We start from the raw sequence: 21,302 nt of genomic DNA on the forward strand, positions 1-21,302 counted from the left end.
GCATTCGTCAGGCAGGTAGCTCTCCATGACCCCAGCACCCACCCTCGCGGTGACCGGTTCCACCGGCGCCCTCGGCGCCCTCGTCGCCCGCGGCGTCGCCGACGCCGGGATACCCCAGCGCCTGCTGGTGCGCACGCCGGCCAACGCGCCTGAGCTGCCCGGGTCTGTGGTCATGCCGTTCTCCTACGCCGACCGAGCCGCGTGCGCTGCGGCTCTTTCAGGCGTGCACACCCTCTTCATGGTGTCGGCCTCCGAGAGCGCGGACCGGGTCGACCAGCACCGCGCCTTCATCGAGTCTGCCGCCGCCGCGGGTGTGCGGCACATCGTCTACACCTCGTTCCTCGCCGCCTCCCCCACGGCCACCTTCACGCTTGCCCGGGACCATTTCGTCACCGAGCAGCTGATCCGGGCCACCGGCATTCCGCACACCTTCCTGCGCGACAGCCTCTACCTGGACTTCATGCCGGCGCTGGTCGGCGCCGACGGCGTCATCCGCGGACCGGCCGGTGACGGCCGGGTGGCAGGTGTCACCCGCGCCGATGTCGCACGCACCGCGATCGCCGTGTTGCGGGATCCTGGCGCGCACGCCAACGTGACCTACGACCTCACCGGGCCGGAGGCGCTGACGATGGCCGAAATCGCCGCGGTCCTGACGGAGATCACCGGCACCCCGGTGGCCTTCCACAACGAGAGCATCGCCGAAGCCTACGAATCCCGGCGCCCATGGGCGGCGCCCGACTGGCAGAACGATGCCTGGGTGTCGACCTACACCGCGATCGCGGACGGGTCGATGAGTACCGTCAGCGGCGACGTCCAGCGGGTCACCGGCGTGCCGCCGCAGGGCCTGCGCGAGCTGCTCTCGGCCACATGAGGGCGTGGCTGTACCTGGCCGGCGCCATCGTGAGCGAGGTCGCCGCCTCACTCTCGCTCAAGGGCGCGCTGGACGCGCCCGCCTGGTACCTGCTCGTCGTGGCCGGGTACCTCACCTCGTTCGTGTTCCTCGCCAAGGTGCTGAGCACGGGCTTTCCCCTGGGTGTCGCCTACGGCATCTGGGGCGCGACCGGCGTGGCCGCCACAGCGGTGCTGGCCGCGATTCTCTTCGGTGAGGCGCTCACCCCCGTGATGATGGCGGGCATGGTGCTGATCATCGGCGGGGTGCTCTGCGTCGAGCTCGGTTCGCAGCAGGCCACGAAGGCGCGTGCCGCCCGCGAGACGGCCGCCGGCCCGCGCGGGGCAGCGCGATGATCGGCTGGCTGTTCCTGGCCGGGGCGATCCTCACCGAGGTCGCGGCCACTCTCGCGCTGCGGGCCGCCGTGCACGGGCACAAGGCCTGGTACGTCGTGGTGAGCGTCGGCTACCTGTCGGCGTTCTCGCTGCTGTCCCTGGCCCTCGGCGCCGGGCTCCCCCTCGGCGTGGCCTACGGCGTCTGGGCGGCTGTGGGCGTGGCCCTCACTGCGGTGGCGAGCAAGTACCTCTTCGACGAGCCCCTCACCTGGCTGATGGGGGCCGGCATCGCCCTCATCATGGGCGGCGTGCTGCTCGTCGAGCTCGGCGCGAGCCACTAGCGGCCCGCCCCGCGTCGCGCCCCGCTCCGCGTCGCGAGTTGCCACATTCCGCCCCCTCACGCAGCCGGAACGGGCCGTATCCGGCAACTCACGACGACGCATCCGGCGAGTTGCCAGATTCAGCCCCGTCACGCGCGGTGGCGGGACCCAACTGGCAACTCACCGGACTCCGTTCAGAGCCGCGCAACGATGTGAAAGACGCTGCGGCGGCATCCGCAGACCGAGTCAACCAACGATCGGGCGCGGCCCACCCGCACGTCAAGACGCGGGGTCGGTCTGCGAGCGTGCAGAAGGTGCCCCGCGGGCGGCACTCTATTCGACGACGACCGCGGAGGTGCGACGACGACGGTGCGCGGAGCGGGCCAGGGCCACCTCGATGAGTTCGTCGATCAGCTGCGGGTAGGTGTACCCGCTGGCCAGCCAGCAACTGGGGAACATCGAGATGGGAGTGAAGCCGGGCATGGTGTTGATCTCGTTGATCACCCAGCCGGTCGCGGTGAGGAAGAAGTCGACCCGGGCCAGGCCGGAGGCATCGATGGCTTCGAACGCTCGCACCGCCATAGCCTGCATATCGGCCAGATCGGCCGGCGCGAGGTCGGCGGGGCAGACCAGGTCGATACCGGCGGCATCCAGGTACTTGGCCGCGAAGTCGTAGAACTCGCGGCCGGTGACCACCACTTCACCGGCGACGGATGCGTGGGTCGGCTGCCCGGGGCGGCCCTGCAGCACCGCCACTTCGAGTTCACGGCCGACCAGGCCGGCCTCGATGAGCACCTTGTCGTCCTCCGCCAACGCCACCGTCATGGCCTCGGCCAGCTGCTCACGGCTGGCGACGCGGCTCACTCCGACGCTCGACCCGGCCCTGGCGGGCTTCACGAAGGCGGGCAGGCCCAGCTCTTCGATGGCGGCGTACGCCATTCCCGGCGCCTCGGCCCAGTCGTCGGCCGTGATCGTGCGCCACGGGGCGACGGGCAGGCCGGAGTGGGCCAGAACGGTCTTGGTGAAGTGCTTGTCCATGCCGAGCGCAGAGGCGAGCACACCGGAGCCGACGAACGGAACGTCAACGAGCTCGAGCAGTCCCTGCACGGTGCCGTCCTCGCCGAAGGGTCCGTGCAAAATCGGGAAGACCAGGTCGATCGTGCCGAGGCTGCGGCGACCGTCGGCGTCGGCGACGGTCAGTTCCCGGCTGCCGGCCCGGTCGGGCCAGAGCACGCGAGTGCCGTTGTCGAGCACCTCCGGCAGGGCCGAGGCGGTCAGGGCGAACTTGGCCGGGTCGTCGGCTTCGAGTACGAAGGCGCCGTCGCGGGTGATGCCCACCGGAATGACGGTGTAGCGATCGCGGTCAATTGCCGCGAGTACCCCGCCCGCTGTGGCGCAGCTGATCGAATGTTCGCTTGAACGCCCCCCAAACAGCAGCGCTACCGTGAGCTTGTCCGTCATCAAGAGTCCTTTCACCCTGCGGTGCGCCGGAGTCAGTGGTGAGGTGCGGCGCAATATCCCGCGGCTTCAGCGTACCGGCCAGCACCTGGCGTACCTGTTCGACGATGGGCATGTCGACGCCCTTGGCCTTGGCCAGTTCGAGAATCGGGCTGACGGATGCGAGGCCCTCAGTGGTCTGCTGCATCTGCGCGATGACGTCGTTGTAGCTGTAGCCCTGCCCGAGCAGCCGGCCCGCGGTGTTGTTGCGCGACAGCGGCGACTGGCAGGTGGCGATGAGGTCGCCGAGCCCGGCGAGTCCGGCAAGGGTTTCCGGGTGGGCGCCGTAGGCCACGGCGAAGTCGGTCATCTCCACGAGCCCGCGGGTGATGATCGAGGCCTTGGTGTTCTCGCCGTAGCCGACACCGTCGACGATGCCGATCGCCACGGCGATGAGGTTCTTCAGCACGCCGCCGAACTCGGTGCCGATGACATCGGTGTTCACGTAGGAGCGGAAGTACTTGGTGGTGCTCAGCAGGGCGACCGCCTGGGCGGTCTCCAGGCTCGATGACGAGACCACGGCGGCCGTCGGCTGCTCCTTGGCGATCTCGAGAGCGAGGTTGGGGCCGGAGATAGCCGCGATGCGACTCGGGTCGATCGGCAGCACCTGTTCGATGATCTCGCTCATGCGCAGACCCGAGGCGCGCTCAACGCCCTTCATCAGCGACACGATGATCGCGTCCGGTGCCAGGAACGGCTCCGCCTGAATGAGGTTCTCGCGCAGCGACTGGCTGGGCACGGACACGAAGACCTGCTCGGCGCCGGCCAGGGCCAGGTCGAGCCTGGAAGTGGCGCGGAGGCCGACGGGCAGGTTGATACCGGGCAGGTAGTCGCTGTTGCGGCGCCCCTCGGTGATCTCCCTGGCCAGCTCGGGGCGGCGTGCCCAGAGCACGACATCCGCTCCGCCGTCGGTGAGGATCTTCGCAAAGGTGGTGCCCCAGCTGCCGGCGCCGAGAACGGCTACCCGGGTGCCTGGCTGGATCTTAGGCTTCAAAACGGCCGGTCTCTTTCTGGTCGTGCTCCGACGGGTTCCAGCGCTTGGCCGGTGCGGCCTCGTCGCGCAGGTCCTCGAGCAACGCGGTGATGGCGTCCATCACGACCGCCGTCGCCTCGTTCAGAGTGGTCGGGTCGAGGTTGCGGCCGCGGAACTGGGCCAGGTCGATCGGGTCGCCGATCTTCACCAGGATCGTCTTGCGTGGGAACAGGTGCAGCTTCTTGGAGTACCGGGGCATGATCGCCTGGGTGCCCCAGTGCGCGGCGGGCACGATCGGGATGCCGTGTTCGAGGGCGACTCGCACGGCTCCGGTCTTGCCGCGCATGGGCCAGAGCTCCGGGTCGCGGGTGAGCGAGCCCTCGGGGTACACCACGACCATCTGGCCGCGTTCGACCAGCTGGCGGGCGGCCTTGACCGGCTCACTGCCGCGCACCGAGCCGCCACGCTGCACCGGGATCTGGCCGGACTTCGTGAGCAGCCAGCCGGCCACGGGAAGCTTGAACAGCGACGCCTTGGCCATGAAGCGCGGCAGCCGGCCGAGCTTCCAGCTGACCATGCCCATCACGATGGGGTCGATCTCGCTGTAGTGGTTGGGTGCGAAGACGAACGCACCCTCCTTGGGGAACTTGTGACCGTCGGTGATGCGGTAACGCGCCACCAGGTTCATTAGCGGAACCACCATCGCCGCCAGCACCCAGAAGATCGACGGTGTGCTCTTTTCGGAGCGCACCTTACGACCGGGTTTGGGTGTCAGCGGAGGGGTGGACGAGGAACTTGGCGCGTTTGAACTTGGCACGTTTGAACTTGGCACGTTTGAACTTGGCACGGTGCCATTATCCTTCGAGATCGAAGTCAGCCCCCAACAGACGCAGCTTGGTGATGAAGTTCTCGTAACCGCGGCTGATGATTCCCACGTTGCTCACGGTGGAGGTGCCCTCCGCCGTCAGTGCCGCGATCAGGTGGCTGAAGCCACCGCGCAGGTCGGGAACCTCGATGTCGGCGCCGACAAGCTTGGTGGGGCCGGCGATGACGGCGGAGTGGTTGAAGTTACGCTGGCCGAACCGGCACGGGTGGCCGCCGAGGCATTCGCGGTGGATCTGGATGGTGGCGCCCATCTCGACCAGGGCGTCGACGAAGCCGAAGCGCTGTTCGTAGACGGTCTCGTGCACGATCGACACGCCGTGGGCGTGGGTGAGCGCGATCACGAGCGGCTGCTGCCAGTCGGTCATGAAGCCGGGGTGCACATCCGTCTCGATGATCACGGGCTTGAGGTCGCCGCCCGGGTGGTAGAACCGGATGCCGTCGTCGTGGATGTCGAACGCGCCGCCGACCTTGCGGAAGACGTTGAGGAAGGTGAGCATCTCGGCCTGCTTGGCACCGCCGACGAAGATGTCGCCGTCGGTGGCCAACGCGGCGGCGGCCCAGCTGGCGGCCTCGTTCCGGTCGAACAGGGCGCGGTGCTGGTAGCCCTGCAGGCTGTCGACACCCTCGATGCGGATCACGCGGTCGGTGTCGACCGTGATGATGGCGCCCATCTTCTGCAGGATGTTGATCAGGTCCATGATCTCGGGCTCGATCGCGGCGTTCTTCAGCTCGGTGATGCCCTCGGCACGCACGGCGGTGAGCAGCACCTGCTCGGTGGCGCCAACGCTCGGGTAGGGCAGTTCCACCTTGGTGCCCTTGAGGCCGTTCGGCGCCGACATGCGGATGCCGTTGGGCTGCTTTTCGACGACGGCGCCGAACTTGCGCAGAACCTCGAGGTGGTAATCGATCGGGCGGTCGCCGATGCGGCAGCCGCCGAGGTCGGGGATGAAGGCTTCGCCGAGGCGGTGCAGCAGCGGGCCGCAGAACAGGATCGGGATACGGGACGAACCGGCGTGAGCGTCGATGTCGGCGTAGTGCGCGCTCTCCACGTCTACCGGGTCGAGGAGCAGGCTGCCCGGCTCATCGCCCTCCGTCACCTTGACGCCGTGGGCCTCGAGCAGGCCACGCACGATGCGCACGTCGCTGATGTTCGGTACGTCGCGCAAGATGCTGGGCGTCTCGCCGAGGAGGGCGGCGACCATGGCCTTGGTGACCAGGTTCTTGGCGCCCTTGACCTCGATGCGTCCGATCAGGGGGCGTCCACCGCGGATAGTGATCTTGTCGCCGACCAGGCCCACATTGGCTCCATGGCTCTGTGCGTTTCCGCGCTCAGAGAGTTCTTGAACATTCTCACGGACCTGATTGTTTTCGCCGACGATGATCACAAATTTACCTGCCTTGCGGGGAGAGTGCGGGGGCGCCAAGGCTCCCGCTGGGATTCGAATTCTGCGATTCGCGCTTCATCGCGCAAGGTGAGGCCGATGTCGTCGAGGCCTTCAAGCAGTCGCCATCTAGTGTATTCGTCGACCTCGAATGAGACTGTGAGGTCCCCGACACTGGCAGTGTAGGCAACCAGATCCACGGTGAGTTCTATTCCCGGGGTCGCCTCGAGGGTGGCCCAGAGGGTCTCGGCGTCGTCCTCGCTGATTTGCGCTGCGAGCAGGCCTTGCTTCCCGGCGTTGCCGCGGAAGATATCGCCGAAGCGGGGGCTGAGCACTACGTCGAAACCGAAGTCGCGCAGCGCCCACACGGCGTGTTCGCGGGAGGAACCGGTGCCGAAGTCGGCTCCGGCGACGAGCACCTTGGGGCTCTGGTAGGCGGCCTGGTTGAGAATGAACTCAGGATCCTGGCGCCAGCCATAGAACAGGGCGTCCTCGAATCCGGTCTTGGTGACGCGCTTGAGGAAGACGGCCGGGATGATCTGGTCGGTGTCGACGTTGGAACGGCGCAGCGGCACGGCGACGCCGGTGACGGTGGTGAATTTCTGCATGGTCGGCCCTCCTACAGGCTTGCCGGAACGAGGCCGGCCGGCACGATGCCGTCCTGCACGAGGTCCCACGGGCTGGACAGGGTGCCGCGGATGGCCGTGGCCGCCGCGACGAGCGGCGACACCAGGTGGGTGCGTCCGCCCTTGCCCTGCCGGCCCTCGAAGTTGCGGTTGCTGGTGGACGCGCAGCGCTCCCCCGGGGCGAGCTGGTCGGGGTTCATGCCCAGGCACATCGAGCAGCCGGCGAAGCGCCATTCGGCGCCGAAGTCGGTGAAGATCTTGTCGAGCCCCTCGGCCTCCGCTTCGATCCGCACGCGGGCGGAGCCGGGAACTACGAGCATCCGCACCCCGTCGGCGATGGACTTGCCCTTGATGATCTCGGCCGCGGCGCGCAGGTCTTCGACCCGGCTGTTGGTGCAGGAACCCAGGAACACGGTGTCGACGTGGATGTCCTTCATCGCGGTTCCGGCGGCCAGGTCCATGTATTCGAGGGCGCGTTCGGCGGCGCTGCGCTCGTTGGCGTCGTCGATCTCGGCGGGGTTGGGCACGGTGTCGCTGAGCGAGACGCCCTGGCCGGGGTTGGTGCCCCAGGTCACGAACGGTTCGAGGGTGTTGGCGTCGAGGATGACCTCGGCGTCGAAGGTGGCACCGTCGTCGGTGGCCAGGGTGTCCCAGTACTCCACGGCGGCATCCCAGTCGTCGCCGGCCGGCGCGTGTGCGCGGCCCTTGAGGTAGGCGTAGGTGGTGGCGTCGGGGGCCACCATTCCGGCGCGTGCGCCGGCCTCGATCGACATGTTGCAGATCGTCATGCGCCCCTCCATGGAGAGGGCACGGATGGCGCTGCCGCGGTATTCGAGCACGTAGCCCTGGCCGCCGCCGGTGCCGATCTTGGCAATCACGGCGAGGATGATGTCCTTGGCCGTGACGCCGGGGCGCAGGGTGCCGTCGACCGTGATGGCCATGGTCTTGAACGGCTTGAGCGGCAGGGTTTGGGTGGCCATGACGTGCTCCACCTCGCTCGTTCCGATGCCCAGCGCCATGGCGCCGAAGGCGCCGTGGGTGGAGGTGTGCGAGTCGCCGCAGACCACGGTGATGCCGGGCTGGGTGAGGCCCAGCTGCGGGCCGACCACGTGCACGATGCCCTGCTCGATGTCACCCAGCGAGTGCAGGCGCACTCCGAACTCGGCGCAGTTCTTTCGCAGGGTCTCGATCTGGGTGCGGCTGGTGAGATCGGCGATGGGCCGGTCGATAGCCAGCGTCGGGGTGTTGTGGTCCTCGGTCGCGATAGTCAGGTCGGGCCGGCGCACGGGGCGCCCGGCCAGCCGGAGGCCGTCGAAGGCCTGCGGGCTGGTGACCTCGTGCACGAGGTGCAGGTCGATGTAGATGAGGTCGGGGGTACCGTTCTCGCCCTTGGCCACCAGGTGTTTGTCCCAGACCTTCTCGGCCAGGGTGCGCGGACGGGTGTCCACGATTGCTGCAGTTGTCATGTTCGTGCGTCTTCCTCGGGAAAAGTGGTCAGCCAACGACAAACTCCGCGACGAGTGAGGCCTTCAGGTACGGGACTCGTCGCGGCACAGAAGAAGAAGTCGACGTGGCAGCACACCTCAGGCTAACACTGAGAACGGGATGCGTCAGGCAAGGTTTCGCTTACTGCCGCGGCGTGGCAGGCCGGCGGAGTTGGTCCTATGGTGTGCGCATGACGACAGTGGCTGCTCCGCAGAAGACCGGCAGGGTGCTGGTGGTGATCCTGCTGGCGCAGTTCATCATCGTCGTCGACTCCACCTTCATGAACGTCTCGATCTCCACCCTGGTGGCGGACTTCGACACCACCGTCACCGGGATCCAGAACGCCATCACGCTCTACACCCTGGTGATGGCGGCGTTCATGATCGCGGGCGCGAAGGTGGGCGACATCATCGGCCGCAAGCGGGCGTTCGTGATCGGGCTGTGCGTCTATTCGGTGGGCACCACCGTCACCGCCCTCTCCCCCACCCTGGGCGTGTTCATCCTGGGCTGGTCGGTGCTGGAGGGACTCGGCTCCGCGATGATGCTGCCGGCCATGATGTCGCTGATCGTGTCGAACTTCGCTGCCGGGCCGGCTCGTGCTCAGGCCTACGCCGGGTTCGCGGCCATCGCCGGCATCGCCGCCGGCATCGGGCCGATCATCGGCGGCCTCTTCACCTCGTACCTGTCCTGGCGGCTCGCCTTCGCCAGCGAGTTGCTCGTGGCTCTGTTCATCTTCAGCCAGTTGAAGATCATTGCGGATGCCCCGTACCGCGGCCGCAAACAGCGTTTCGACGTGCCCGGGTTCCTGCTCAGTGCGGCCGGGCTGATCATCGTGGTGCTCGGGATCGTCCTGGCCTCCGCCTACGGCCTCGTCACCACCCGTACCGATGTGGTGGTGCTCGGCCAGGTGGTGCTCACCGCCGGTCAGGTGTCGCCCACCGTCATCCTGGTGGTGCTCGGCCTGCTGCTGCTGATCGGGTTCGTGCTGGTGGAACGGCGCCGCCACCGCCGCGACAAAGACACGCTGCTCGACCTGGAGCTGTTCGGCATCCGCGCGGTCTCTGCCGGCACGTCGGTGCAGCTACTGCAGTACGTGGTTCTGACCGGGGTGATCTTCGCGGTTTCGCTCTATGTACAAATGGAGTTGGCATACTCGGCGATCCAGAGCGGCCTCACGGTACTTCCGCTCTCGCTGGCGGTTCTGCTCGCCGCTGCCGTGAGTGGCAGGGTCTTCAGCAAACGATTCCGGCCGCGCAGTGTCATCCTCACCGGATTCGTGATCATCGTTCTGGGGGCCATGGCCATGGGCCTGTTGGCTCGGGATGCGACCAGCGGTGCCGAGTTCATCGTCGGCCTGGCCCTGATCGGGTTCGGTACCGGCACCATCGTGTCGCAGAACCAGAACCTGATCATGTCGTCGGTCGCCGCGCAGCGCTCCAACGAGACCTCTGGGGTGATCAACACCGCCCAGAACATCGGGGCCTCCCTCGGCACTTCCCTGGCCGGCGCGCTGATCCTGTCGGTCTTCGTGCTGACCGCCACCACGCTGATCGACGACAGCCCGGCCTTCTCCACTGCCGAGCAATCCCAGCTCAGTCAGGCCGTCACCGACAAGGCCCAGATCGTGAGTGACGCCCAACTCGGTGACGCCGTGGCCGACTACCCCGCCGAGCAGCAGGATGCCGCGATCGAGATCAATGCCGAGGCCAGGCAGACCGCCCTGACGGTGGTCTACGCCGGGCTAGCCCTGGCCGGCCTGCTGGGTCTCGTCGTCGCCACAAGGCTGCCGAAGACGGCACCGTTGTCGCGCGCCCCGGCAGCGACAGCGGGCAGCAGCAGCGACGGCCCGGGCGCAGACGAGGCGCCGGCGTAGCCCCTCGGCGTCAGGCCCTGGACACGTCCACGGTGAATTCGCCCAGTGTCAGGCTCTGCCGGCCGGTCAGTGGGGCGCGGATGCCGGGATCGAGCGGGGTGCGTTCGCCGTGGGCGTCGACGAGGCTGACCCCGTTGGTGGAGTGCAGATCGGTGATCCACAACGCACCGTCGATCAGCTCGATGAGAGCGTGCGACTTCGACACGGATCGGGCCGGGTCCTGCACGCTGACCATGGTGGCGGCCCGACGGGTCACGGGAGCCGGGTCCCGGCCGAGCACGATGGAACCCGTGACCGCCACCGACTGGCCGTCGGCGAGCTCAAGCAGCCAGCCCGTGGCCACGGTCGTAACCTCTGCGGCAGGCACAGCCGCGGGCACGATGTCCATCATGACGGTGCCGGGCAGGGCAGAACCGGGCAACGCGACGGCGTCCGGCACCATGGGCTCCGGCGGCGCGACGGGTGCAGCCGAGGGGGCGCGTGGCGGCGCTCCCAATGGCGTCGCCACGAAGGCAGGGATCGACAGCGCGGCAACCGTCGGCGCCGGCCCGGTCGGCGGCGCCGCGGCGTTGTCGTCGGAGGCGTCGTTGTCGGCGCTGGTGTCCGAGTTCGGGGCCCCGCTCACCGAAGCCGGCGGGATGACCTCCAGCGCCTTCGGATGCCGCACCCGGGCGGTCGCCTCGTCGTCAGACTCCCGCGGCGCGAACAGCCCCGGTGGGGGCACGATGAAATCCGGATTTTCCACGATGCCACCCTACCGGCGACCGGGGCCGGAGCCGCGGCTGCCGCGCACGTTCACCTGGCTCCAGTCCCGCTTGGACCGCAGGCGGAACCTCGCGAAGATCCGCCGCAGTCGCCCGGCAGACTTTCCAGCTGTAGCCAGGGAGGCCATCGCCGCCGTCCAGTTGCTCTCCACGACGTCGTCCTCGATCCGTTGGCCGCCGAAGACGGCGCTGTCCACCGAGTCCGCCACCGGCACCAGGCGATGCGGGGCCACGAACGCGGCGGCGTCGACGACGTCGCTGGCGCCCGAGGTATCGGCGAGCTGGGCGGCCAGTTGGGCCTCCAGGCTCACTGCCACCTGGCGGCGGCTCGACGAGCGGGGCACCTCGAAGCCGAGCTCGGCGAAGCCGTCGGTCAGCTCGGACCAGGCGCCGGCGGCGCGTTGGTCGCCGGTCCCTCGGCTGCGCCGGCGACGACGGCGACGGGACTTGAGCGCGGCGATGACCAGCAGCGGTACGCCGAGCAGCACGAGCGGAATGCCGACGGAGCCGATGACGACCCAGGCCCAGCCGGGCAGCTCGAAGTCCTTGTCCTTGTCTTCGTCCTTGGTGTCGGCGATCTCGACCGCTGTGAGCAGGTCGTCGGCCTCGTTGTCCATCCGTGGCGGCTGGCGCACCTGCGGCTGCGGCTCGGTCATCGGCTTAGGGGTCTGGTCCTGCGGCACGTCGGTCTGGTCGGGGGTGGGATAGAACGGCACCCAGCCCACTCCCTCGAACGCCACTTCCACCCAGGCCGTCACATCGGTGCCGGTGATCTCGATCGCCCCGGCTTCTTCGGGGACGTCGGGTGCGAAGCCCATCACCACCCGGGCCGGGTAGTTGAGGCTGCGAGCCATCAGGGCCATGGCGGCGGCGTATTGCTCTTCGTCGCCCACCATCTGGGTGCGGGTGAAGAGCTCGTTCAGTCGATCGGCGCCGTGGCCGGCGCGGGACGGAATGCCGTCGGAGGCGAGGCCGTGGCTGAGGAAGCCCTTGGTCTTGAGCGCCTGCTCGATCGCGCGCAGGCTGTCGATCGGGGTATCGGCCGTGCCTGCGTACTCGATGGCCTTGGCGACCACGACGTCAGGGATGTTCTGCACTGCGGGCAGCTGCACGTCGGCGACCGGAACGTTCGCGAGGTCTTCGTCTCGGTAGGTCTGCTGCAGCATGGCGCTGACGGTGTACTGGTAGCCGGATTCCACGCCGCTGGTGAGCACTGCGGTGCCGCTTTCGGCGTTGTAGCGCAGGGTTTCGCTTTCGTCCTGGCTGGCGGCGTCGTCGAAGTCCACCGTGGTCGGGTAACCGACGCCGGGCAGCCAGACGTCTTCGTAGCCGGTGACGTCGATGGTGACGGTGCTGTCCTGGTTGCTCGTCACCAGGGACGGCGCAGGGATGGTGCGGCCGACCAGCCGGAAGCTGCCGGAGCCGCCCACCAGGCTGTCCGCCGCGGCGACGTTCCACAGCTTGCCGTCATAGGCGTCCATGCTGGCCAGGCGCAGCATTTCGCCGGGCTGGAGCCCGGTCACGCTGAACAGCGGGGTGTCGGCGAGGGTCTTGGTGTACTGCCGGAAACCGGCCAGGGGGCTGGGGAACTCAAGCGGGTCGAATGGCGGCTGGATCTCCTCCCGCAGCACGTACCGGCTCTTCGGGTCGGGGGCGAGTACCCCGCCCACCAGGGCGCCGATCAGCACGGCGCCCAGAACCAGGGTGGCCGTGCCCAGGATCTTGCGGCGGAACAGCCTGGCCGCTCCCTGGGCATCCGCGCTCTCGGTCTTGGTGCGGCGCCAGCCGATCCAGACGATGGCGACGACGGCGAAGACCACACCGCGAAGGCCCGCGAAGTAGGTCTTGTCGGTGCCCATCAGGATGCCGGTCAGGTAGAGCAGCACCGGACCGATCAGCAGGATGCCGGTGCGCCAGACCGTGCGCGGCCGGGTCGGCAGCCAGCGGCTGGCCAACATGGTGCCGGCGAGGGCGATCAACCAGGCGGCGAAGTACGGCAGCACCGGCATGTAGTACGGGGCTTCAACGGGCGTGCCGAGGGTGACGATGTCCTTCCAGCCGAAGACAGCGCCGAGGGCGAGACCCGCCGTGGACGACACGCTCGGGAACACCCCGAGCAGCGCCTCACCGGGCATGGTGAACGGGGTGCCGAGCAGGAAATACGCCAGGATGCCGGCCAGCACGCTGGTGACCACGCCCAACCGCAGGGAGTAGCCGAGCATGGCGATGCCGGTGCCGACGACCAGGCCGCCGAGTCCGGCGACGAGGAAGTTGTAGTCGCCGAAGGAGGTCTCCAGGCCGAGCACGCCGAGCAGCGAGAGCACGCTGAGCACCGCGACGTCTGTCCACGCCGCGCGCGGGAACGGCCGCCAGGCGGTCCCAGGGCCGGTCGGCCGGTCGGCGCGCGGTTTCGGGGCTGGCGCCGGCCGGGCGGGCTTGCCCGAAGCGGCGGTGCGGGTGAAACGGCTCATCGGTGTACCCGTCGGAGAAGTTTGGGCAGGTCGGCGAGATCGCCGATGGTGATGACCGTGAGGCCGGACACCGTGGACAACCGGGATTGCGCCCCGGGTTCGATGCGGAACGCGAGGGTGGTGGCGTCCTTGCCGAAGAGCGTCTGCGCGGCCCGGAATTCGGTGAGGTCCATCAGGGAACCGGCGATCATCATGACCACACTCGGCGGCGGCAGGCGGCGGGTCGCGGCCCTGGCGAACTCGCGCAGGCTCGGAAAGAGCCCTGAGACGGCTTCGATGCGGGAGGTGTCGTCGAGCAACGCGACCGGGGTCGCGGTGCGCAAGCCGAGCTTCTCGGTGACGACGCTGAGACCGGTGCCGTCCCGGATGACCTGCAGGGCCAGCGACGCCGTCACCGACACCGCGAGTTCGAACTCGTCATCGGTCGCGTAGTAGGCGGTCTCCGATGTGTGCACGATGGTGAGCTGGGTGCGGCGGGTCTCTTCGAACTGGCGCACCATCAGCTGGCCGGTGCGGGCCGACGTGCGCCAGTGCACGTTGCGCAGGGGGTCGCCGGGCTCGTAGGCGCGCAGGGCGTGGAAGGAGATGTCGTCGCTGGTGATCTTCTTGGTGATCTCGCCCTCGAGGTCGCGCATCAGGCCGGCGGCGGACGACGCGATCCGGGTGGTCACAGGGTGCACGAACAGTTCCACGGCCTCGGTCCAGCGCACGGTACGCCGCATCAGCCCGAGCTGGTCGCCACGCACCGAGATGGCCGGGCCGGCCACGATGACCGCGCGGCGCTGGGTGGGCACGGCGAAGAGTTCGTCGTGCTCGGCGCCGGCAGCCAGGCCGGGGATGACGAATTCGGCGAGACCGGATCCCACCGGCAGTTCCATGCGGGCGGCCAATAGGGCTCGCTCGCCGGTGTTGGTGACGGTCATCTGGCCGAGCGCGCGTTCGCCGGCGACCACGCGGTGCGGGTTCAGCTGCAGGTCGACCTTGTAGGTGGCCCGGCCGACGATGAACGGCACGGCCACCAGCAGGGCGGCCAGCAGCGTCGTGGCCAGGTAGGTGAATTCCACCCAGCCGAACACGACGCTCACGATGGCGGCGCCGATGGCGCCGAGTAGCACGAGCCGGCCGGCCGGGCCGACCACCGCGAAGACGGGTCGGATGCGCCCCCACAGTAGGGCGACAACTTGGCTAAGCAGCCGCCAAGCGTTGGCGCCCGCCGCCCCGAGCGCGCGCCCGACCGATCTCAGGGCGTGTCTGGCCGGTGAGATTCGTGCGGGGCCACGCTCGGCGGTGCGCTTCATGCTGCGCGGAAGGCGGGAGGAGCCACCTCGACAAGGATGCGGCTGACGATGTCCTCGGCCGTGACGCCGGCGAAGTCGGCTTCCGGGTCGACCATGATGCGGTGCGCGAGCACCGGGATGGCCAGGTCGCGGATGTCGTCGGGGCTCACGAAGGTGCGAGCCTGCGAGAGCGCCCAGGTCTTGGCGGCGCGGGCGAGGGCCAGGGCGCCTCGCATGCTCACGCCGAGGGTCGAGGAGACGTCGGTGCGGGTGGCGGTGACGATCTCGTTGAGGTAGCCGAGCACGGCGGCATCCACGAACACCTCTGAGGCGAGCTGGGCCATGGTGACCACGGAGCTGGAGGCGATGATCGGCGTGATGCCGGCATCCCGCGCCCGGTTCGACGAGTCCAGCAGTAGCGTGACCGCGGTGTCGTGGTCGGGGTAGCCGAGTGAGGTCTTGAACAGGAATCGGTCGAGCTGGGCTTCGGGCAGCGTGTACGTTCCGGCCTGCTCGACGGGGTTCTGGGTGGCGATCACCATGAACGGGCTGCCGACCTCGTGGCTGATGCCGTCGACGGTGACCCGGCCTTCCTCCATCACCTCGAGCAGTGCGGACTGGGTCTTCGGGCTCGCCCGGTTGATCTCGTCGGCGAGCACGATCGACGCGAAGATCGGTCCCTTGTGGAACTCGAAGACTCCCTTGCCCTGGTCGTAGATGGTGACACCGGTGACGTCGGAGGGCAGCAGGTCAGGCGTGAACTGGATGCGGGAGTGCGTGCCGTCCAGGGTGTTGGCGAGGGCCTTGGCGAGCACGGTCTTGCCGGTGCCGGGAAAATCCTCGAGCAGAACGTGGCCGTTGGTGAGCATCGCGGCGACGACCAGGCGGATGACATGTTCCTTACCGAGGATGGCCTGCTCGACATTGCCGACGAGCTTGCCGAATGCCTCGGCGAACCAGTCTGCCTGTTCCTGTGTGACGCTCATTCGTTGGTGTCCGTTCTGTTGGTCTGTAGTCGAGTGCAAAAAAGTCGGGGTCTGGATGTGCCGTGGTACCGGCCGGTCAACGCCATCACTGCGCATTCCATTCGGCGCCGGAGATCTCGTTGCTGTACAGCACCGCACCGTCGCTCACCCGGGTAAGCCGAACCTGGATTCTGTCTCCGGCGGGCCGGCTTCCGAGGGTGTTCGTGAGCTCGATGGTGTCGGTTACTCCGAGCGTGTAGGTGCTCTCGGAGGTTGATCCGCCCGTCACCTGGGTGGTGATGCGGTAGTCACCGGGCACGTAGTCCGTATAAGCGACGTTCACGCGGTGGCAGATGTTGGAGTCGCTGCAGCCCGGAACGGAGGCCCCGGCGCCCTTGCGGATGGTCGCCGTGGGCGGGGGCGGCGGCGGGGTGGGCTGCGGGGTGGCTACATCCGACGAGGTCCACTCGCCACAGCCCCGCGGGTTGCATGCCTGCACCCGGTATTGGTAGGGCTGATCGATGGTTCCGATGGCCGATGCCGACAGCGCGCCGGAGGTGGAACCGTTCGCGGCGCTTCCCTGGATCCACTCGTAGTTGTAACTGCTCACCCCGCGCCCGCCGTTACTGCCCGGCGCCGCCCAAGTGAGGCTGAGCTCGCCGGTGCCCTGCCCCGGCGCCTTGAGCGTGGCACTGGCGGGGGCTCCCGGCTTGCCGTATGGCGTGATCGTGTTGCTGCCGGCGGAGGCCGTCGAAGCGCCGATCGCGTTCCGGGCGGTGACGGAGAAGGCATAGTTGCTGCCGTTGGCCAGGCCGGTGATCGAGTGGGTGCCAGCATTTGGCACCACGATGGATCCACCGGACCAGCTGATGGTGTAGTCGATGATCGGCGAGTTGTTCGACGACGGGGCGGTGAAGCTCACGGTCGCACTGGCGTCGCCTTCCACGGCCACCGGAGCGTTAGGGGCATCCGGGTTGTTGCGGATCACGAAGGTGATCCTGGCTGTGGTCTGCCTGGCGGGGTCGCCGGTGGCGTCCTTGATCTCGTAGACAACCGTGAGGGTGCCTGTGGCGCCGGATCCGGTTTTCACGGTGACATCGGTGCCGCTGAAGGCAACGGTGGCCGTGCCGACCTGCTGCTCGATCTTGGCGCCGACGACAACGAGGGGCTTGCCGTCCTTGGCGAACGGGTTGTAGTCGTTGTCGAGCACGGGCACGGTGACCGTGGTGCTCGGCCGGGTCTCGATGCCGTTGCCGTTGGGACCGGCGTCGTCCACGGCCTGGGGCACGGGTCGGGTCGAGGAGACCACGGTCACGTCGACCGAGCCGGGCACGGTGAACTCCTTGTAGGTCACCGTGAACGTGAGTGTGACCTTTGCGCCGGGTTGGGTGCCGAGCGGCGAGGAGATAGTGAGTTCGGCGCCGCTGAGTGACGCGGCGACCTTGCTGTCCATGCCATCGAGCGACCCGTAGCTGACCTTTTGGATGATGTCGGGGTTGGGGTGCCCGGTGGAGGTGCGCAGGTTCACGACCTGGGCGCCCTCCCCCGCTTCGACCGTGACCTTCGACGGTGTGAAGGTGGGTGCGACGTCTTCGAAGTTGGGGTCGCCCACGGTGATCGGAATCGTGAGGGTCGCCTGCACACCCTTCGGGTCTGAGGCGCTCGTTCCGTCGGTCACGACAAAGGTCAGCGAGGCCTCCCCGCGGTACTCCGGCGCGGCGACGAAACTCAGGCTCCCGGTGCCGGTCATGGGGTTGGATCCGTCGGTGTTGGTAGCCGTTGCGCTGATCAGCAGGGCCGGGCGGCCGGACGGCACCTCCACGATGTCGGCCAGGGTCCAGCTCTTCGAGCCGTTCATCTTGATCACCTGCGGGCCGATGTCCTTCAGGAACGGGGGCGGGAAGACCTCTTCCTCTGGGGTGGGTGTTGCCGTCGGTACGTCTTCGGGTTGGGCCGGCTGAGGGGTCTCGCTCGGCTCCGGCTTGGGCTTGGGCGGCACGATGATGAAGGCCGTCGCACTGAGCTTGTCGAGCTCGTTGGTGAGCCGGTAGGCGATCGCCTGGCGTTCAAAGGTGGGCTCGACCCGCACGGTGCCGCCTTGCTGGATGTCGCCGGAACCAGCGTTGGGTCCTTCGAGGCTGATGGCGAGGTCCTCGATCAGGCCGCTGGGATTCTCGGCACCCTCGAGCACGTCGACCTCGACGGCCTGGCCGGATTCGACCTCCTCGGGTTCGACGAAGTGGTCGATGGCCACGGGGTACTGCGCCTGGGCGTCCTCGGTGACCTTCACCTGCACGAAGGCGGTATCGGCGCCGCCGTGGCCGTTGGTGATCTCGTACCGCAGCGTGTAGGTGCCTTCTTCGGCCGGGGCCTCCACGATGATGCGGCTGCCGTCGACGGATGCCGTGATGCCCGGGTCCACCTCAGGTAGTTTCTCGGTGAGGGTGAGCTTGTAGCCGTTGGGGTCGGAGTCGTTGAGGGCCACGGGGATCGACCCGGTGCGGCCGGGCTTGATCTCGATCGAGTCGTCGACGGCGTTGGGAGCGAGCAGGGTGGGCGGGCGCGGGATCACGCCGATGCGCACCGCCCCTTCCGCGGTGGACCCGAGGGTGTCCTCAACCTGGTAGGTGAACGCATCCGTGCCGGCAGTGCCCGGGTAGGCCTCGTAGATGAAGAAGTCGCTGCCCTGGTCGACGATCCGGCCGAGCTCCGGCGCGCTGGTGACGTCCTTGAGGTACACGGAGTCACCGTCGGGGTCGATGCCGTCGAGGGGAACCTTCACCTTGATGGTGGAGTCCGCGAAGGTGCGCATGGTCAGCGGCAGCGGCGTGGGCGGGCGGTTGTTCTTCTCGTCCATCGCGATGACCGTGAATCGCACCGTGGCCGTTGCGGTCTCACCGAAGGCGTCCCGAATCGTGTAGACGACGCTGTAGGAACCGGCCTCCTGGGGTGCCTGATAGCGCACCTGGGTGCCGGTGACGAAGGCCAGGCCGCCGACGTTCGCGGTGTCGGCCAGGTCGGCGTCGACGGTCATGGTGGCGGAGTCGGGGTGGTAGTCGTTGTCGAGCACGGGCACCGTGACGATGTCGCCGGCACGCACGCTCACGGTGTCGTCCACGGCGACAGGAGGCTGATGCTTCACCAGCGGCGGCACCGGCACCACGGTCACGCCGGCGGTGGCCGTGTTGTCGCCGTCGCTGATCGTGTAGGTGAACTGCACCTGCTCGGTGAGTGCCGCGGCGGCGGTCACCCGCAGCACGGTGTTGGTGAGGATCTCCACGGTGACGAGGTCCTGGGTTTCACTGAGGTCGACGGACTGCACGGCGAGCACCCGGCCGCCGGGTGAGACGTCGTTGTCGAGCACCGGAATTGTCACGGGTTCGCCGGCGCGCAGGTACGCGGTGTCCTTGACCGCGATGGGCGGTTGCACGTCATCGGGGTCTTCGAGCACGTCGACCCGGATCAGGCCGACGCTGGAGGCGGCACCGGCGCCCAGGCTGTAGGTGAAGACATAGCTGCCGGCCTTGCCTGAGGAGACCGCGACTGTGCCGCGTTCGAGGTTCGCGACGGCGCTGAGGTCGTTGGGCACCTCGTTCACACCGATGAGGGCGAGCGGCGCGCCCGACGGGGTGACGTCGTTTTTCAAGGGTTCGATCAGGGCGGTTTCGCCGACGAACACCGTGGTGAAGTCGGGGGTGCCGATCGGGTTGAGAGTGCCGGGCGCCTTCACGTCGACGGTGAGAACCCCGGTCGCGGTGAGCAGGCCGTCGGAGACGACGAACTGCACCTCCTTCACTCCCAGCTCGGCAGTCTTCGACTCGAAGGTGACGAAGCCCTCAGGGCCGAACCGCACCCCGTCTCCGGTGGTCGGCGAGGCCGACACCAAGTAGATGTCGTCGCCGTCGGGGTCGATCCAGTCCGACAGCACGTTGTAGCTCACGATCTGGCCCTGCTCGACGCTGATCGCCCCGGCCCGGTTCGACACCGGGGCGAGGTTTTCTTCGAGCGGGCGCATGGTCACGTTGACCTGTGCCTCGGCGACCGCAGCGCGGCCATCCGCCACGGTATACCGGAAGGAGATCGTGCCTACGGCATCCTTCGCGGGCGTGAATTGCAGGGCGCGACCACCGTCGATCAGGTCGAGTGTGCCCTGGGACTCGGAGAAGCCGCTGACGTTGGTCACGGTGAGTACGTCACCGTCGGGGTCGGTGTCGTTTTCGAGCACCGGCAGTACCGTGGTCTTGGCCGGCCGCACGCCGTACTCGTCGTCGCGGGCGATCGGTGCCCGGTTCACGTTGGTGCGCTCGGCCAGGGTGTCTTCGAAGGATTCCTGGGCGGCCTTCTCGGTGCCGTCCTCGGCGTCCTCTTCCTCGGGCGGGGTCACCTCTTCCCAGTTCTCCACCAGGCGCATGTTCGAGTCGACCAACCAGACGTTGCCATTGGAGAGATTGTTCAACGCGATCACGTTGCGGTTCACCCGGAATTCGAGCACCGAACCCTTGGTGTTCTGCTCGATCGTCTCCCGCAGCACCTTCGAACCGTCACAGTCCGCCAGGTAGCGCTGGGCACCGCCCCAAGCGGCGTGCGCACACCCGTTCAGCCACACGGGCTTGGACACCGACTTCGGCTCCTTCACCGCCGATTCCAACTCAGCATCAACCGTGACGATATCGCCACCGTCCAACGGAACCTTCACCAGCGACTCGGTGGTAGCGACCAGGGCTACGTCGTTCTCGGCGCCGGTCTGCTGCAACTTGACGGCATTCTTCGGCACCGTGATCGTCTCACCGTTGGCGATGATGTGGTGGTTCTCGGTGTCGAGCAGCACCGGTGTGCCGCCAACAGCGGCGAGCTGGAACTCGCCGAGTTTCGGCAGGGTGCTTTCAGTCGGCGCCGGCGATTCGGCCGTGGGATCGAAACTGAACAGGGTCTTCTCGGTTGTGGACGCACCGAAGACCACACCATCTGGGGAGACCGCGATATGACCGCCCGCGCCGAGCGTCATGACCGGGTCGGTGGCCTTGGGGTCGAAGCTCAGCTCCCCGGCGGCATTGATCACCCAGACCTTGCCGGACTTGGCCTCCATGACGGCGATCGAGTCGCCACCGTAGACGATCTCGGAGCCGGGCGAGACATCCACCCGTTCGCCGAGCGTCGTGAAGGCGGGGTCGATTCGTTCGATGGTGCCCACGCTGCCATCGATCAGGAAGACGTCGTCGCCGTTCTGCACCACGTCGAACGAACTCGAGGCGGCGTTGACCGAGGCGTTCAGTTCTTCGATCTGCCGGTTCAACCGCCCGGCCAGCAGTTGCTTGCCGTTCGTCACCCAGACGTCACTGGCGGTGAGGTCCACGTCGGTGACGGGAAACCCCTCGTGCAGTACGGCGAAGCTCAGGGGCACCCCGGCGAGCACCGAGAGCGCGACGACGGATGCCGACACCCGTCGACCCCGCAACCACGAACTGAGGGTCCCCACCCGATTCCCCCTCATTCGTTCCTGGTACGTACTGCATGTGTGACGAGCTCATTATTATTTTCTGCTGGTGCCGGGACTTTCGAC

At 67.9% G+C, this 21,302-nt stretch carries 15 protein-coding genes; 4 read left to right on the plus strand and 11 right to left on the minus strand.

The genetic code is table 11. From position 1 onward, the window contains the following. Positions 1-25 precede the first annotated feature (25 nt). The 3 genes from CTB96_RS14785 to CTB96_RS14795 are packed head-to-tail and all read left to right on the plus strand — an operon-like array spanning position 26 to position 1,565. The gene (locus tag CTB96_RS14785) at positions 26-871 is read left to right on the plus strand and encodes an SDR family oxidoreductase (RefSeq protein ID WP_110127599.1); all 846 of its coding nucleotides are present in this window, start codon (positions 26-28) and stop codon (positions 869-871) included. Then, positions 868-1,245, plus strand: coding sequence for a DMT family transporter (locus CTB96_RS14790; protein ID WP_110127600.1), 378 nt, complete (start codon positions 868-870; stop codon positions 1,243-1,245). The genes CTB96_RS14785 and CTB96_RS14790 overlap by 4 nt, the downstream gene beginning before the upstream one ends. After that, a complete protein-coding gene (locus CTB96_RS14795) occupies positions 1,245-1,565 on the plus strand; it encodes a DMT family transporter (protein ID WP_110128511.1) in 321 nt (106 codons plus the stop codon). Before CTB96_RS14790 ends, CTB96_RS14795 begins: the two co-directional genes overlap by 1 nt. A 312-nt stretch (positions 1,566-1,877) precedes the next feature. Here the strand turns inward: CTB96_RS14795 and CTB96_RS14800 are convergent, their stop codons facing one another. The 6 genes from CTB96_RS14800 to leuC all read right to left on the minus strand — a co-directional run bounded on the left by CTB96_RS14800 (position 1,878) and on the right by leuC (position 8,373). Continuing rightward, positions 1,878-3,005, minus strand: coding sequence for a D-alanine--D-alanine ligase family protein (locus tag CTB96_RS14800; RefSeq protein ID WP_110127601.1), 1,128 nt, complete (start codon positions 3,003-3,005; stop codon positions 1,878-1,880). Then, positions 2,908-4,035 (minus strand): NAD(P)H-dependent glycerol-3-phosphate dehydrogenase, encoded by a 1,128-nt coding sequence (locus CTB96_RS14805; RefSeq protein WP_110127602.1) that lies wholly within the window; start codon positions 4,033-4,035, stop codon positions 2,908-2,910. Before CTB96_RS14805 ends, CTB96_RS14800 begins: the two co-directional genes overlap by 98 nt. Continuing rightward, a complete protein-coding gene (locus CTB96_RS14810) occupies positions 4,025-4,765 on the minus strand; it encodes a lysophospholipid acyltransferase family protein (protein ID WP_248283390.1) in 741 nt (246 codons plus the stop codon). The genes CTB96_RS14805 and CTB96_RS14810 overlap by 11 nt, the downstream gene beginning before the upstream one ends. Positions 4,766-4,868: 103 nt before the next feature. After that, on the minus strand, positions 4,869-6,197 hold the full coding sequence (gene murA, locus CTB96_RS14815; RefSeq protein ID WP_110128513.1) for a UDP-N-acetylglucosamine 1-carboxyvinyltransferase: 1,329 nt from the start codon (positions 6,195-6,197) through the stop codon (positions 4,869-4,871). A gap of 83 nt (positions 6,198-6,280) precedes the next feature. Then, positions 6,281-6,889: a 3-isopropylmalate dehydratase small subunit gene (leuD, locus tag CTB96_RS14820; protein ID WP_110127603.1), complete on the minus strand. Its 609-nt coding sequence runs from the start codon at positions 6,887-6,889 to the stop codon at positions 6,281-6,283. Positions 6,890-6,900: 11 nt separating this feature from the next. Next, a complete protein-coding gene (gene leuC / locus CTB96_RS14825) occupies positions 6,901-8,373 on the minus strand; it encodes a 3-isopropylmalate dehydratase large subunit (RefSeq protein ID WP_110127604.1) in 1,473 nt (490 codons plus the stop codon). Positions 8,374-8,582: 209 nt separating this feature from the next. On the opposite strand from leuC, the gene CTB96_RS14830 reads away from it, so the two are divergent. Then, positions 8,583-10,265, plus strand: coding sequence for an MFS transporter (locus tag CTB96_RS14830; RefSeq protein ID WP_110127605.1), 1,683 nt, complete (start codon positions 8,583-8,585; stop codon positions 10,263-10,265). A gap of 10 nt (positions 10,266-10,275) precedes the next feature. Here CTB96_RS14830 and CTB96_RS20370 read toward each other — a convergent pair whose 3' ends face one another. The 5 genes from CTB96_RS20370 to CTB96_RS14855 form a co-directional block, all read right to left on the minus strand. Beyond that, the gene (locus tag CTB96_RS20370) at positions 10,276-11,010 is read right to left on the minus strand and encodes an FHA domain-containing protein (protein ID WP_146215825.1); all 735 of its coding nucleotides are present in this window, start codon (positions 11,008-11,010) and stop codon (positions 10,276-10,278) included. Between the two features lie 9 nt (positions 11,011-11,019). Beyond that, positions 11,020-13,500, minus strand: a complete 2,481-nt coding sequence (locus CTB96_RS14840) for a transglutaminase TgpA family protein (protein WP_110127607.1) — start codon at positions 13,498-13,500, stop codon at positions 11,020-11,022. Beyond that, a complete protein-coding gene (locus tag CTB96_RS14845; protein WP_181397271.1) occupies positions 13,497-14,639 on the minus strand; it encodes a DUF58 domain-containing protein in 1,143 nt (380 codons plus the stop codon). Before CTB96_RS14845 ends, CTB96_RS14840 begins: the two co-directional genes overlap by 4 nt. Before the next feature lie 155 nt (positions 14,640-14,794). Next, positions 14,795-15,763: an AAA family ATPase gene (locus CTB96_RS14850; RefSeq protein ID WP_110127609.1), complete on the minus strand. Its 969-nt coding sequence runs from the start codon at positions 15,761-15,763 to the stop codon at positions 14,795-14,797. 85 nt (positions 15,764-15,848) lie between these two features. Beyond that, on the minus strand, positions 15,849-21,218 hold the full coding sequence (locus tag CTB96_RS14855) for an Ig-like domain-containing protein (protein ID WP_181397272.1): 5,370 nt from the start codon (positions 21,216-21,218) through the stop codon (positions 15,849-15,851). Positions 21,219-21,302: the final 84 nt, after the last annotated feature.

The organism is Cryobacterium arcticum, assembly GCF_003185895.1.
In the GTDB taxonomy this organism is placed as follows: Bacteria; Actinomycetota; Actinomycetes; order Actinomycetales; family Microbacteriaceae; genus Cryobacterium; species Cryobacterium arcticum.

What these genes read in the sequence shown, in the direction of transcription:
- CTB96_RS14785 (WP_110127599.1), top strand. Translation starts at nt 26, where the DNA reads ATGACCCCAGCACCCACCCTCGCGGTGACCGGTTCCACCGGCGCCCTC.
- CTB96_RS14790 (WP_110127600.1), top strand. Translation starts at nt 868, where the DNA reads ATGAGGGCGTGGCTGTACCTGGCCGGCGCCATCGTGAGCGAGGTCGCC.
- CTB96_RS14800 (WP_110127601.1), bottom strand. Translation starts at nt 3,005, where the DNA reads ATGACGGACAAGCTCACGGTAGCGCTGCTGTTTGGGGGGCGTTCAAGC.
- leuD (WP_110127603.1), bottom strand. Translation starts at nt 6,889, where the DNA reads ATGCAGAAATTCACCACCGTCACCGGCGTCGCCGTGCCGCTGCGCCGT.
- leuC (WP_110127604.1), bottom strand. Translation starts at nt 8,373, where the DNA reads ATGACAACTGCAGCAATCGTGGACACCCGTCCGCGCACCCTGGCCGAG.
- CTB96_RS14830 (WP_110127605.1), top strand. Translation starts at nt 8,583, where the DNA reads ATGACGACAGTGGCTGCTCCGCAGAAGACCGGCAGGGTGCTGGTGGTG.
- CTB96_RS14840 (WP_110127607.1), bottom strand. Translation starts at nt 13,500, where the DNA reads ATGAGCCGTTTCACCCGCACCGCCGCTTCGGGCAAGCCCGCCCGGCCG.
- CTB96_RS14850 (WP_110127609.1), bottom strand. Translation starts at nt 15,763, where the DNA reads ATGAGCGTCACACAGGAACAGGCAGACTGGTTCGCCGAGGCATTCGGC.